This window comes from Arthrobacter cheniae, assembly GCF_003602275.1.
Classification (GTDB): domain Bacteria; phylum Actinomycetota; class Actinomycetes; order Actinomycetales; family Micrococcaceae; genus Arthrobacter_D; species Arthrobacter_D cheniae.
Window position 1 is genome coordinate 253,873 of the sequence record NZ_QZVT01000006.1, and the last position, 12,577, is coordinate 266,449.

General features: G+C 67.2%; 12 protein-coding genes and 2 pseudogenes. 5 read left to right on the forward strand and 9 right to left on the reverse strand.

Features of this window, described 5'->3' with window-relative positions; translation table 11 throughout:
• Window positions 1–76: 76 nt before the first annotated feature.
• From D6T63_RS13105 to D6T63_RS13115, 3 genes are all read right to left on the reverse strand, one after another.
• Window positions 77–1,234 carry a mannitol-1-phosphate 5-dehydrogenase gene (locus D6T63_RS13105; protein WP_120149489.1) on the reverse strand — a complete coding sequence of 386 codons (1,158 nt, stop codon included), beginning with the start codon at window positions 1,232–1,234 and terminating at the stop codon, window positions 77–79.
• Window positions 1,234–3,177 carry a PTS mannitol transporter subunit IICBA gene (locus tag D6T63_RS13110; RefSeq protein WP_120149490.1) on the reverse strand — a complete coding sequence of 648 codons (1,944 nt, stop codon included), beginning with the start codon at window positions 3,175–3,177 and terminating at the stop codon, window positions 1,234–1,236. The genes D6T63_RS13105 and D6T63_RS13110 overlap by 1 nt, the downstream gene beginning before the upstream one ends.
• A gap of 62 nt (window positions 3,178–3,239) precedes the next feature.
• Window positions 3,240–3,968 carry a TetR/AcrR family transcriptional regulator gene (locus D6T63_RS13115; protein WP_120149491.1) on the reverse strand — a complete coding sequence of 243 codons (729 nt, stop codon included), beginning with the start codon at window positions 3,966–3,968 and terminating at the stop codon, window positions 3,240–3,242.
• Between the two features lie 120 nt (window positions 3,969–4,088).
• On the opposite strand from D6T63_RS13115, the gene ptsP reads away from it, so the two are divergent.
• Both ptsP and D6T63_RS20240 read left to right on the forward strand, forming a co-directional pair.
• On the forward strand, window positions 4,089–5,774 hold the full coding sequence (ptsP, locus tag D6T63_RS13120) for a phosphoenolpyruvate--protein phosphotransferase (protein ID WP_120149492.1): 1,686 nt from the start codon (window positions 4,089–4,091) through the stop codon (window positions 5,772–5,774).
• Between the two features lie 26 nt (window positions 5,775–5,800).
• Window positions 5,801–6,049, forward strand: a pseudogene (locus D6T63_RS20240) (putative quinol monooxygenase); the annotation flags it as partial.
• Window positions 6,050–6,070: 21 nt separating this feature from the next.
• Here the strand turns inward: D6T63_RS20240 and D6T63_RS20120 are convergent.
• The 5 genes and pseudogenes from D6T63_RS20120 to D6T63_RS13150 all read right to left on the reverse strand — a co-directional run.
• Window positions 6,071–6,376: pseudogene (locus tag D6T63_RS20120) on the reverse strand (iron chaperone); the annotation flags it as partial.
• 146 nt (window positions 6,377–6,522) lie between these two features.
• Window positions 6,523–6,987, reverse strand: coding sequence for a GNAT family N-acetyltransferase (locus tag D6T63_RS13135; RefSeq protein ID WP_120149493.1), 465 nt, complete (start codon window positions 6,985–6,987; stop codon window positions 6,523–6,525).
• A 70-nt stretch (window positions 6,988–7,057) separates the two neighbouring features.
• A complete protein-coding gene (locus tag D6T63_RS13140; RefSeq protein WP_120149494.1) occupies window positions 7,058–7,654 on the reverse strand; it encodes a maltokinase N-terminal cap-like domain-containing protein in 597 nt (198 codons plus the stop codon).
• 9 nt (window positions 7,655–7,663) lie between these two features.
• Complete coding sequence (locus tag D6T63_RS13145; RefSeq protein ID WP_182976997.1) at window positions 7,664–8,605, reverse strand: DUF6807 family protein; 942 nt, start codon at window positions 8,603–8,605, stop codon at window positions 7,664–7,666.
• Window positions 8,602–9,780, reverse strand: coding sequence for a Gfo/Idh/MocA family protein (locus D6T63_RS13150; protein WP_235830739.1), 1,179 nt, complete (start codon window positions 9,778–9,780; stop codon window positions 8,602–8,604). Before D6T63_RS13150 ends, D6T63_RS13145 begins: the two co-directional genes overlap by 4 nt.
• A 176-nt stretch (window positions 9,781–9,956) precedes the next feature.
• Between D6T63_RS13150 and D6T63_RS13155 the strand changes: the two genes are divergently transcribed.
• Complete coding sequence (locus tag D6T63_RS13155; protein WP_120149496.1) at window positions 9,957–11,009, forward strand: LacI family DNA-binding transcriptional regulator; 1,053 nt, start codon at window positions 9,957–9,959, stop codon at window positions 11,007–11,009.
• A 26-nt stretch (window positions 11,010–11,035) separates the two neighbouring features.
• Here D6T63_RS13155 and D6T63_RS13160 read toward each other — a convergent pair whose 3' ends face one another.
• Window positions 11,036–11,260 carry a hypothetical protein gene (locus tag D6T63_RS13160; RefSeq protein ID WP_120149497.1) on the reverse strand — a complete coding sequence of 75 codons (225 nt, stop codon included), beginning with the start codon at window positions 11,258–11,260 and terminating at the stop codon, window positions 11,036–11,038.
• 268 nt (window positions 11,261–11,528) lie between these two features.
• Between D6T63_RS13160 and D6T63_RS13165 the strand changes: the two genes are divergently transcribed.
• The gene (locus D6T63_RS13165) at window positions 11,529–12,257 is read left to right on the forward strand and encodes a GAF and ANTAR domain-containing protein (RefSeq protein WP_120149498.1); all 729 of its coding nucleotides are present in this window, start codon (window positions 11,529–11,531) and stop codon (window positions 12,255–12,257) included.
• On the forward strand, window positions 12,254–12,550 hold the full coding sequence (locus D6T63_RS13170) for a hypothetical protein (protein ID WP_120149499.1): 297 nt from the start codon (window positions 12,254–12,256) through the stop codon (window positions 12,548–12,550). The genes D6T63_RS13165 and D6T63_RS13170 overlap by 4 nt, the downstream gene beginning before the upstream one ends.
• The last annotated feature ends 27 nt before the right edge of the window (window positions 12,551–12,577 follow it).

A 12,577-nucleotide genomic window follows, 5' to 3' on the forward strand; every position in this document is an offset into this window, starting at 1 on the left:
GGTGAATCCGTCAAGGGCAGGTGACGAGGAAGGGAGCAGCCGAAGCTACTCCCTTCCTCGTCGCACCGTCGTGGTTCTACGCGGTGTGGTGACCCGGCGAATGCTGCGCGATGAGCTCCCGCACGGGCGCATGCAGCGGATGCCCCGCCTCCAGGCCGGTGATCGACGTCGTTGCCTCGCCCGGCTCCTGGGTCGCCAGGATCTCGGCCAGGGCGGTGACTTCGGGATCGTCCGCAGCGGTGAAGGACAGCGCCGCCTGCATGGCCTCGAGCAGCGCCGCCGGATGCGTCCCCGTCTCCGCCAATTCGGCAGCCGGGCCGACGAAACGTTCCTTCCGGCTCAACTTCCGCAACGGTGCCCGTCCCACACGCACCACGGTGTCGGGGAGGTGCTGGTTCTCGAAGCGGCGCAGGATCTTCTGCACATAGGCCTCCTGCTCCGCCGCCTCGAAACCATGCTTGGATACCAGGAGCTGCTTGGTCTCCTCCAGCACGGCACGCACCTTCGCCGCTATCGCATCGTCCGCCATGGCATCGGCGATCTTCTCGACTCCCGCGGCGTAGCCGAAATAGGCCGCCGACGCATGGCCGGTATTGACCGTGAAGAGCTTCCGCTCGATGTACGGTGCGAGATCGTCGACGTAGGTGGCCCCGGGGATGTCGGGAGCGTTGCCCTCGAAGGGGGTGCGGTCGATGACCCACTCGAAGAAGGTCTCCACCGTCACGTCGAGGCCCTGGCCGGCAGCCTGGTTCGGGACGATGCGGTCCACAGCGGTGTTGGCGAAGACCGCCCTCGCCGTGAGGTCCGAGGCAGGGCCGTCGAACGCCTGCTCCACTTCACGGCGCAGGGTGTCCGTCGCGTTGATCGCGTTCTCGCAGGCCATGACCTGCAACGGCCGAAGATCGTCACTCCGCAGGGCGATCGCCTGGGCGATCACCGGCGCGAGGAACTTCAGCACGTTCGGGCCCACCGCCGTGGTCACGATGTCCGCCGTCGAGATCTCCACGATCACGTCCTGTTCCTGCGACCGCGAGTTCAACGCGCGGTAGTTGTCCACCGTCTTGATCGTCGGCTTCTCACCGACCTCGTGGACCTCGTAGCTGGGCGTGGAGGCCAACTGGTCGATGAGGGCGTCCGCGACGTCGGCGAAGACCACCTCGTACCCGGCTTCGTGGAGCAGGAGCCCCACGAAGCCGCGTCCGATGTTGCCGGCACCGAAATGTACTGCCTTCACTAGGCGTTGACCTTCCCGAACAGGGCGAGGACCTCGTCGACCGACGTCGCTTCGTCGAGCTTCGCAACCTGGTCCTTGTCCGAGAACACCCGGGCGATCGCGGACAGGATGGACAGGTGCTCGTTGTTGACTCCGGCGACGCCCACGACGAACTTCACCTGCTTGCCGTTCCAGTCGATGCCCTCGGGGTAACGGACGATCGATACGGCCGACCGCTTGATCAGGTCCTTGGCGGCATTGGTGCCGTGCGGGATCGCCAGGAAGTTACCCATGTAGGTGGGTACGGACCTCTCGCGCTCGTGCATCGCTGCGACGTAGGTGGAGTCCACCGCACCGCGCTCGACCAGCAGTCGGCCCGCCTCGTTGATGGCGTCCTCCTGGGTGGTGGCCCGGCCGTTGAGGACAACGCTCTCCTCCGCGAGGACGTCATTGGCGCCGGTGGTTGCGCCGTCGGCGTCGGCCTCGGCCGCAACCGCTGCCGGCGTCGGGTTCTTCGGATCGACGCCGCTTCCGGCCGACGCGCTGGCACGGACCAGCTCCACGATCTCGTCGTACCGTGGGCTGTTCATGAAGTTGTCGACGGACACGTGGGTCGCGCTCTGCGTCAGGGGCTCGGCGCGGGCGGCGAGGTCCTGGTGCGTCACGACGACGTCGTAGTCGTCCTTCAGATTGGCGATGGCGAGGTTGGTGACCTTGACGTCCGGGAAGCCGGCCGCCTTGATCTTGTTGCGGAGGACCGAGGCGCCCATCGCGGAGGAGCCCATACCGGCGTCGCAGGCGAACACGATGTTCCGGATGGGTCCGTCGGTTGCGGACGTGGAGCGGAAGTTGCCGGCCACGGAGCTCTTCTTGCCCTTGAGTCCCTCCATCTTGCTGGCCGCACCGGCGATGTCATCGTCGGTGGATTTGGAGGTCTTGAGAATGATCGAACCGATCAGGAACGACACCGCAGCGGCCATCAGGACGGACAGGGTGACGCCGAGGAAGCTGTCCGACGCGGTGGCGGCGTACACGGCGATGATGCTGCCGGGAGCGGCGGGCGAACGGAGGCCGGCACCGGTGAGGACGAGGGTGAAGATGCCGGCCATGCCGCCACCGATGACGGCGAGGACCATGAGGGGCTTCATCAGGACGTACGGGAAGTAGATCTCGTGGATACCGCCGAGGAACTGGATGATGATCGCACCGGGAGCGGAGGCCTTGGCCATGCCGCGACCGAAGATGGCGTAGGCGAGGAGCAGGCCGAGGCCCGGGCCGGGGTTCGCTTCGAGCAGGAACAGCAGCGACTTGCCGGTCTCGGTGGCCTCCTGCGTGGCGAGTGGGGTAAGTACGCCGTAGTTGATCGCGTTGTTGAGGAAGAGGATCTTGGCGGGCTCGATCAGGATGCTGGTGAACGGCAGCAGACCGTTGCTGACGAGGAAATCGACTCCTCTTCCCGCAGCGTCGCTGAAGAGCGTGACCAGCGGGCCGACGGCGAGCAGGCCGAAGATGGCCATGATGCCGGCGAAGATGCCCGCGGAGAAGTTGTTGACCAACATCTCGAAGCCGGGGCGGATCTTGCCATCCCAAATCGAGTCGATCTTCTTCATAAGGTAGGCGGTGAGCGGACCCATGATCATGGCGCCGATGAACATGGGGATGTCCGTTCCCACGATCACACCCATCGTCGCCGTCGCCCCGACGACGCCGCCACGGACGTCGTACACCATCTTGCCGCCGGTGTAACCGATCAGGAGCGGCAGGAGGAACGTGATCATCGGACCGACAAGGGCGCCGATCGTCTCGTTCGGGAAGTATCCAGCCGGGATGAACAGGGCCGTGATGAGACCCCAGGCGATGAACGCGCCGATGTTCGGCATGATCATCGCCGAGAGGAACGACCCGAACTTCTGGACGCGGACCCGGGCACTGGTGCCGGACCTCGCTTCTAGTTGTGTTGCCACGTTTCTTCCTTACCGTTGTCCCCGCAACTCTGCGGAGAGGGATGGATGGTCATCAGGGAGCGTCAGCTTCCCGATCTGGTGGAGATGCGCTGGAGCCATTCGAGGAAGAGCTTCAGTTCGGAGCTGGAGAGCTGGTCCGGATGCGATGACTGCAGTGCGGCATTGAGCGCGATCGCCGCCACGACCACGGAGGGGGTCCCTTCCGTGTCCGTCGTCGGATCACCTTCGGAATCCGTCGCCACCGCCGAGATCACGGCTTCCCGCGTCATGGCGGAGAGTTCGAGATTGCGCTTCGCGGCGGGTTCCGCGATGAGCATGAGGGTCACGCCGACATTGGCCGCGAGCATGCTGCGAGCAGCTTCATGTGGAGAGACCACGAGGCGGGCTGCCGCGGCCGCACGGGCCAGGACCTCCTCCAGGAAGGCTTCCGCGCTGGCCACCATCGACGGTCGGCGCTCGGGCCGGATGTTGCCGAACATCACCAGGTAGAGGTGCGGATGGTCGAGCCCGAACTGCACGTGGTTGTCCCAGTGCATCCGGAGGTCCTCGATCGGCTGTCCCGATGCCGAGAGGTTCCGCTCGGCATCGAGGTATTCCGAGAAACCTTCGGCGACGACTGCGTCGAACAGGCCCTCCTTGTCTCCGAAGTGGTGGTAGAGCGTCGGTGCGGTGACCCGGGCCGCCTGGGTGATCTGCCGGGTCGAGACGGGCTCGCCGTTGGACTCGGCGAGCAGCGCGGCGGCGGCCCTGAGCAGCCTGGTCTTAGGCGCTGGTTCGCCTCCCTTTTTCATGCCTGCTACCGTAGCACCTATAGCAGCGTTATATGAAGTGGCTCACATTTTCTTTTTGCTTCACGCGGCACAATGGTGCTAGACCGAGACCCATCACCGGCAAGGAAAAGAGGACGTTCAATGGAGAATTTCGCAGGGGTCGGAGTCAGCCCCGGTCGAGTGATCGGCCCCGTCCGCCACATGCCGATGCCCGTCAGCGAACCTCCCGCAGGTGAACGCCATGACACTCCCGACGCCCCGGAGCAGGCCGTCGCCGCGCTCAAGGTGGCGTCGAAGGCTGTGCAGGAGGAGTTGAAGCGTCGCGCCGGGATTGCCAAGGGCGACGGGAAGGCCGTGCTCCAGGCGACCTCCCTCATGGCGGCCGACCCCATGCTGCTCAAGTCCGCCGCCAAGCTCATCAACAACGGGATGTCCCCGGCGCGCGCGGTCTGGGAGGCCGGCGCGTCGGTCGCCGAGATGCTCCACAACCTCGGTGGCTACATGGCCGAGCGCACCGCCGACGTGCTCGATGTGCGGGCACGGATCGTCGCGGAACTCCGCGGCCTCCCGGCCCCCGGGATACCGGCGTCGGACACTCCCTTCATCCTGGTTGCCGAGGACCTCGCCCCGGCCGACACCGCCACGCTGGACCCGGGCGTGGTCCTCGCCCTGGTCACCTCGGGCGGCGGACCGCAGTCCCACACCGCGATCATCGCCCGCTCGCTCGGCCTTCCCGCCGTCGTCGCCGCCACGGGCGTGGAGGGCATCGACAGCGGCACCCTCGTGTTCGTCGATGGCGCCGCTGGAACCATCGCACTGAATCCCGGCTCCGACGAGGAAGCGGCAGCCGAGGCGTACAGGGCTGCAGCAGCAGCACTGACCGTCTTCGGCGGCGTGGGCGTCACCTCCGATGGTCACGCGGTCCCCCTGCTCGCCAACGTCGGCGGGGCGAAGGATGCCGTCAAGGCCGCCGAGGCGAAGGCCCAGGGCGTGGGTCTCCTCCGCACCGAGTTCTGCTTCCTGGAGCGGGAGACGGAGCCGACGTCGGAGGAGCAGATCGAGGCCTACAAGGGTGTCTTCGACGCCTTCCCGGGCAAGAAGGTAGTGGTGCGCACGCTGGACGCCGGCGCCGACAAGCCGCTGCCCTTCCTCACCGATTCCTCCGAGCCGAACCCCGCACTCGGCGTTCGCGGCTACCGCACGGATTTCACGTCCCCCGGCGTGCTCGAGCGCCAGCTGAAGGCCATCGCCGACGCTGCGTCGCAAGCCACCGCCGACGTGTGGGTCATGGCTCCGATGATCTCGACCGCCGAAGAAGCTGCCGACTTCGCGAAACTGTGCAGCAACGCCGGCCTGCAGACCCCCGGCGTCATGGTGGAGGTTCCCTCGGCGGCCCTCATGGCCGAGGCGATCCTCGGTGAGGTGTCCTTCGCGAGCCTCGGCACCAACGACCTCACGCAGTACACCATGGCGGCAGACCGGCAGCTCGGCTCGCTGGCGGCCCTCAACAACTCGTGGCAGCCGGCGGTCCTCCGCATGGTCAAACTGACCGTCGAGGGCTCGGCCGCCGAGGGGCACGAGAAGCCCGTGGGTGTCTGCGGCGAGGCCGCGGCCGATCCTGCCCTCGCCGTCGTGCTCGTCGGGCTCGGGGTCTCGACGCTGTCGATGACCCCGAGGGCCCTTGCCGGCGTCGGCGCGGTCCTGAACAGCGTGACCCTCGCCGAGGCCCAGCGCATCGCAGGTCTTGCCGTCGCCGCCAGGACGGCCGCGGAGGCCAGGGACCGGGCGCGCGCCGAGCTGCCCGTGCTGGAGTCACTCGGCCTGTAGGCGGCGGCCGGGACCAGGCGGCGGTTGTTGCCCAGTTCCTTCCGCTGCACATCGAGCTGACGCGCGCTGAGCAGGGGTGCCTTTCCTCCGAGGTGAAGGCCACCGGAAACCCTTTGATCTGGCAGGTTGATGAACAGTTCCAGGATGCGTCGTCGTTTCGGGCGCATCAGCAGCGAGTTGCCGAGAGCAAATGGGGCAAGGCAACTGCAAGATGCCGCTGGAGGACGTCTGCGCTTGTTGCTGGCCGAGTACGCTTCCGGCTCAGTGATCTCTAGGCTGCGAAGCTGGACCATGCGAGTGACAACGTCATCCGGCAGCGGACGGGCCGCCGAGAACCGTATTGTTCCCTTTGATCGCGAGAAAGCGCCAAGCGCGGGCACGATGGCCTCGATGACTGCTGGCGAGAACGGATAGACCGCGAGGTGCCGCGCCGTAGCAGCGACCCCGAGGAGTGGCTTCCCTTCAAGGATCAGAGCCGGGACTCCGTAGCTCACCCCGTCCACAGCCTCGGGCGCAGCTTCTCGTGCGACATCGATGAGATGTTGCAGGCAGGTGCGGTCGCGGGACGGCAGCGCTGCCAGAGCCTCTTCGATGGATCCCACGGGGAGATCGTAGACCTACCGCAGATTCGATGGAAAGGAGCCCCAGGCGGGTCCATCTCGCCTCCGACTCGCAGACCGGACGGCTCCCGGCACGTCGCGTCGGCCTCAGCAGTGTTGGTCGAGAAGCTGTGGCGCTGGCGGATCCCTCAGGGGGCCATTTTTCCTCGGGGACCGAGGTCCTTGAAGGCGACTGTCTCTCCGAAGAGTTCTTTTCCTGTGGGGACGAAACCGAGCTTGAGGTAAAACCCTTCCGGACTATGTTCTCCGCGTTCCCACAGCACAGAGATGCGCTTTACGCCGCGGTCCCGCGCCTCCTCCTCCAAACCACCGACGGCAAACCGTCCCACCCCGCGACCCTGAGCGGATGCGGCTACATTGAGTCGCCAGATCCCGGCACGGAATGCTTCGATCTCATGGTCGGGATCGAAGTTTCCCATGATGAAGGCCAGCACGTCGTCCCCGTCGACGACGAGACGTGGCCAGGCCGTGGGGTTTACGTAGGCTTCGGCGATCGATTGCATAACCGGCGCAACGAACGCTTCCTGTTCGGGCCGAAGCGTGATGCTGACAGACTTACCGAGGTTCTCCTGAGTCAGGGACGCAAGTTCCATGCACCGACGATAGGCCCCGTTGCGGTCACCCGCGGTCCTGATTGACAGACAGCTGATCGGGCATCCGGCCCTAGCCGGCAGCGGCCACCTGCGCAGTCCAATCGTCGCGTGACGCGAGCAATGCAGTCCGCCCCAGGGCCGCTGCGCGCGGATCGAGCACCCGGAACAGCAGGACAGGACCGCGCGGCGTGGCAAGTTCGACGACGTCAGTACGAACCGTCGCGGACGCCCGGCGATTCCGCCTGTTCCATTCCAGTGACACGGTCGGTTCGATCTCGACCAGTTCGCCGTCGACCTCGTGGAACTGCCCTGCCTGGGGCGCACCGTCGAGGACGGCGTCCGCCATGGCCGCAAGATAAACCGGGTCAGCGACGGCGTCGTACACCCACCGCTGGCCGAGGGCAGGGTGGTCGAGCGTCCCGACGAGATGCTCCTCCAGGCCCTCGACCGGCGCGCCGCGGTAGGTCAGGGGGACCTGTACGAGCGCACCACCGGCACCGATGAGCAGGGTCTCGACACCGACCTCCCCCTCGGGGTCGTCGAAGCGGAAAGAGGCCGCGCGTTCGAGTGCGCCGTCCAGCCCCTCGGCCCACGGTTGTTCCGCCAGCCATGGAATGAGCAGATCCAGCTTGGAGGGACGGAGCGTCACATCGTAGATAAGGGCCATGGGCACAGCCTAAGCGGCGGCGGTGTCGGCTGATCCTCGTCGCGGCAGGACAGCCACTCGCGCCGCTTCCGCGAACGCTGCCTCCCCCACCGCCCCGTCGGCGACGAGGAGGGACCAGGACCAGTCGAGGATCCCGGCCGGCTCCAGCCGCATCACGGTCCGGAAGAACGGCGCCGCACACAGCATGGGCGTTCCGGCGCTCCGGACGAACCAGGGCGAGTATCCACCGGGGTTGCCGGGCTCCTGCACCATGAGGACCGAGGCGTCCACCGACTTCATACCCAGCCAAGGTCCGGTGCTGCCCATGGCCTGCGCCTCGTGGACGCGGACTCCGGTTCCTGGGGCGCGCAGGCGGTCGACGTCCGGGTCCGCCGCGACGACGTCGGCGCCGTCGAAGGTCGGTGCCAGGCGCAGGAAGAACCCACCGTAGCCGGCATCAGGACGGCCGGCCGTCGTCGGGCTCCCGAACACCAGCGCTCCCCCACTGATATTCCTCCACCTGCTGCGAACGGTGGTGCGGAACCACTCGACGCCGTCCACGGGCACCGCCCCTACACTCCAGGTCCGCTCCTCGGAGAGGAAGGCCGTACCGTCGGCAGCGCACCACGCCAACTGCTGGCACATCGCGTCCTCGCTGGTAGCGTCGTGACGCAGCCGCTGGGAGCCGTTGTTGGCCAGCTGCACGTACCCCTCGCCGCGGACGTAAGTGGGGCCGCCCCACAGGTTGACGGGGTGTTCCTGCCCGACGACGTCGATCGTCGCGACTGCGATCCCGAGGCCCCAGTGCCACAGATGGTCAGCCGGTCGGTAGTCGGAAACGGTGCGTCCCCCGGGTGTCAGGACCGGATGCAGGAAGGGGCGCGGGGAATGCGCGGACGGCTCTCGCCCGCCGTCGAGCAGGACGCCGGCCGTGCGCCCATCCTGCGTGAGGACGTCGACGGCTCCGCTCACGCCGTCGCACCGCCCGCATGCTCGCCCGTCCGCGCCTCGATGACGGGTCCGGCCAGGGAGCCGCGCAGCGCGGGCTCGGCGAGTTCGGTGCGGGAGATCCACCGGCTCTCCCGAGCGGAGGCATACATGCCCGTCACGATCTCGAGGGCTCGGCTCGGATGGGCGACGACCGCGGGCATCCCGTGTCCGGCGACGAGCGATGCGTAGATCTCGGCGAGGAGGGCATCGTGCCCGCTCGGGATCTCGTGCTGGGGCAGGCGCCAGGACGCGGCGGTCTCCTCATCGATGTGCGGCGCGGGGCTGATCTTCCACTGCGCATGACCGTGCCCGTACAGGTGCTCGAGCTCTATCGTCGCGTTCTCCGTGTCGATGCGGATCAGGCTGGACTGCCGTGGAGCGAGGACCGTCGAGACCACGGAAGCCACCGCTCCGGACTCGAAGACGAGGGATGCGTGCGAGAGGTCTTCCGTCTCGATGTCGTGCTGCAGCCGCCACAGCGTGGCGTTCACCGACCGCCACTCGCCCAGGAGGTAGGCCAGCAGGTCGATCTGGTGGCTGCCATGGCTGAGGCTGGTGCCACCGCCCTCGGTAGCCCAGGTCCCACGCCACGGGACGGCGAAGTAGTCGGCGGTGCGGTACCAGTGCGTCTGGCACAGTGCGGACAGGGGGCGGCCCAGCGCGCCGGAATCCAGCAGGTCCTTCACCCAGGCGGCAGCCGAACCCGACCGCTGCTGGAAGACGACGGCGAGTCCTCGCTCCGCTGCCCGGCCGGCGTCGATCATGTCATCGAGTTGGCGCAGGCTGAGGGCCGCCGGCTTCTCGACGATGACGTGCGCCCCTGCGGCGAACGCCGCCGACGCCTGCTCGGCGTGCCCCCCTGGCGGGGTACAGATATGGAGGACGTCGACCTCTTCTGCGGCGAGCATGTCGGTCAGTGAAGAATAGCGGGACGGCAGGTCATACGTGGCGGCGAACGCGGCGAGATGCGTCTCCGAGGGATCGGCAGCGGCCACCAGGTGCACGGCAGTCGAGGCAGCGAGGGCTGCCGCATGGAGGTGCGCGACGCCCCCGGTCCCGAGGATGGCCGCGCGAAGCGGACGGGCAAGGGCGGCGTCCGCCTCGCCGCCTGCTTTCTTCAACGGCGCGGACACATCGGCCGGACTCGGCAGGGGCACGGTTCCTCCATCGTCGGACAGGATTGCGATCTCGGGAACACTAGCAGAGAAAGCGCTTACCGAAGCGGCTTGGCGGGCTGAAGCGGTTCATCCCGTCATGCGACAATGGCCCTTTCCGAAGAATCCGAAGGGCGTGGCCGGATCGGCCTGCACCCGCACCATCAGGAGTACGAGCGATGTCGGCACCGGCCAGCAAGAGTCCCGCAACGCTGCACGATGTCGCCCGCGAGGCCGGGGTCTCCCTCGCCACGGCGTCGAGGTCCCTGAACGGCAGTGCGCGCAAGGTCAACGAAGCCTACCGGCAGCGTGTCGTGGAAGCCGCCCAGCGTCTCGGCTATACCACCAATCTCTTCGCGCAAGCCGTTGCCAAGGGCAGCACCACCACCGTCGCGCTGCTCGTCGCCGACATCGCGGACCCCTACTTCTCCAGCATCGCCGCCGGCGTCATCAATGCGGCGAGCGAGGAAGGGCTGGTGGTGACCATCGCCGTCACCGGTCGCAATGCCCAGCGGGAGCTGGACACCGTGCGGGCCCTGCGGGGCCAGCGACCGCGCGTGATGATCCTTGCCGGTTCCCGGACCACGGGATCTGCCTTCGAGGAGCAGTTGCGCCTAGAACTGTCCTCCTTCGAGGACACGGGCGGCAAGGTTGCCTTCATCAGCCAGGACGCGGCTCCGTTCGCGACGGTCCTCCTCGACAACTACGGCGGAGCGCGCGACCTCGCAGTCGCACTCGCCGGGCTCGGGTATCGCGACGTCGCGGTCATTGCCGGCCCGCCCGAGATCAGGACCGCGGAGGAACGGCTCGACGGCTTCACCGAAGGACTGGCGGAGCACGGCATCACGCTGCCGCCCGAGCGCATCATCCACGCCGACTTCACGCGTGACGGCGGCTATCGCGGCACGCAGGAATTGCTCGCATCGGGCGCGTCCGTGGACCTCGTCTTCGCCGTCAATGACGTCATGGCGGTCGGCGTCGTCTCGGCGCTGCGTGACGCCGGGATAGTCCCCGGTACGGGAATCGGCGTCGCCGGCTACGACGACATCCCTACCGTCCGCGACATCACGCCCGCCCTCACCACAGTCCGGATCCCGCTCGAGGACGTCGGCCGGCGCGCCCTCCAGCTCGCTACGGGAACCGCGTACGACGGCGGGACGGCCGGGGTCGGCGCGGGACCGGAGGCCATCCCTACGGAGACGATCATCCGGGGCAGCACACCACGGCGCTGATGGTTCAGGGCAGGGGGAGGTGCGGGTCAGGACGGCAGGACCGGGCCCGGCTCGGCCTTCTGGACCAGCAGTTTCGCGACGTCCTCGGGAGGCAGTTCGGCCACCTCCGCAACCGCGGCGATGTCCTCGCCGTGACTGAGCGCCTCGGTGACAGCCTCCTGCAGCATCAACTCGGCGCGGTCGAGCTCGAACTCGATGTCCTCCTTGTCCGCCGCGGCAACGCGGATCTTCTGCAGATAATCATTCGTCATCGCTGTGGAGTCCCTCTCACTCGATCGATGGACGGCTGCCCGCCGCCACATGCACGTTGCGAAGCCAGGATTCGGGCGCCGCGACGGTGACTTCGTCGCGATAATCCTAACCAGCTGTCCCTCGCTGTAGAAGACTTCCACTCGACCGAGGAAACCGTCATCCGCCCCGCTAGACTGGGTACAGCGGATCGCCGGAAACGCGCGATCGTGGTCTAGCAGGAGGCCCGTGGCGCCAGTATCAAGCCTGGCATGACGTTCGAGGCTACTGATGGATCCACTACCCCTGTCCAGCGAGCTGGGTGCGACTCTTGGCCGCATCCGGGGCCTGGTACTGACGCAGGAGAGCGCTCAGCACGCCGTGGACCTCCTGGCCCAGGTCGCGCGGGAGACCACGCCGAGTGCGTTCGGTGCCGGTGTTTCACTCATTCACGAATCGGACCGGGTCAGCGTCGGCGCGACCGATGCGCTCGTCCGCACCGCCGACGACCTCCAGTACACCCTGGGTGAGGGCCCCTGCCTCACAGCGTGGTCCACGCGGTCCCCGATCACCATCAGGGACACCAGTTCCGATCAGCGCTTCCCCGGCTGGAGTACCGAAGCTGCGAAGGCGGGAGTGCGGTCATGCCTGAGTGTCCCCCTCCTCCGCGGACGTGAGTCCATCGGCGCCATGAAGGTGTATTCGACAATGCCAGGGGTCTTCGACGATGCCGACCGCGCCCGGCTGGAGAACCTTGCCGTGGCCGCCGCTACCCTCCTCGGGCATGTGCAGACCACCGAGGCATCGACGCGCATCAGCAGTGAGCTTCGGGCGTCCCTGCGTTCGCGGGACCTGGTCGGGGTAGCGAAGGGAATTCTCATGCAGCGCGAGGGGCTCACCGAGTACGAGGCAGCCGTCGCACTGACCGCCCGCGCACGCGCCACGCGAGTCCCCTTCAGCCAGCTCACCGCGGATATCGTGAACGGACAGGGTGGCTCGGAGGAAAGTGAGGCACGGTGACCACCTTCCCGTTCGCGGAGCAACACCGGACTCTCATCAATGCTGCCATTGTTGAGTCCGGTTTTACCGTCGGTGAAGTGTGGTTGCGCTATTTCTCGCTCAGTGGCGAGGTCGACGAGTACGAGATCGAGGCGTACCTGGCAGGTCTCATACCCCTGCCGCCGCTCGAATGCGACCTGCTCGCCCTCGCCGTGAACGAACTGATCGACGACCTCCCGCCCAGGCAGCGTGCCCCGTTCTGCGACGACATGATCCGTGCCCATGCCGGACCGGCTGACGGTCCACCGGAGTAGTGCCGCGGGCGCAGGCGGCCCGGACAT

Excerpts from the sequence above, each read along its gene's own strand:
- D6T63_RS13115 (WP_120149491.1), bottom strand. The coding sequence starts at position 3,968 with ATGAAAAAGGGAGGCGAACCAGCGCCTAAGACCAGGCTGCTCAGGGCC.
- ptsP (WP_120149492.1), top strand. The coding sequence starts at position 4,089 with ATGGAGAATTTCGCAGGGGTCGGAGTCAGCCCCGGTCGAGTGATCGGC.
- D6T63_RS13135 (WP_120149493.1), bottom strand. The coding sequence starts at position 6,987 with ATGGAACTTGCGTCCCTGACTCAGGAGAACCTCGGTAAGTCTGTCAGC.
- D6T63_RS13140 (WP_120149494.1), bottom strand. The coding sequence starts at position 7,654 with ATGGCCCTTATCTACGATGTGACGCTCCGTCCCTCCAAGCTGGATCTG.
- D6T63_RS13155 (WP_120149496.1), top strand. The coding sequence starts at position 9,957 with ATGTCGGCACCGGCCAGCAAGAGTCCCGCAACGCTGCACGATGTCGCC.
- D6T63_RS13160 (WP_120149497.1), bottom strand. The coding sequence starts at position 11,260 with ATGACGAATGATTATCTGCAGAAGATCCGCGTTGCCGCGGCGGACAAG.
- D6T63_RS13165 (WP_120149498.1), top strand. The coding sequence starts at position 11,529 with ATGGATCCACTACCCCTGTCCAGCGAGCTGGGTGCGACTCTTGGCCGC.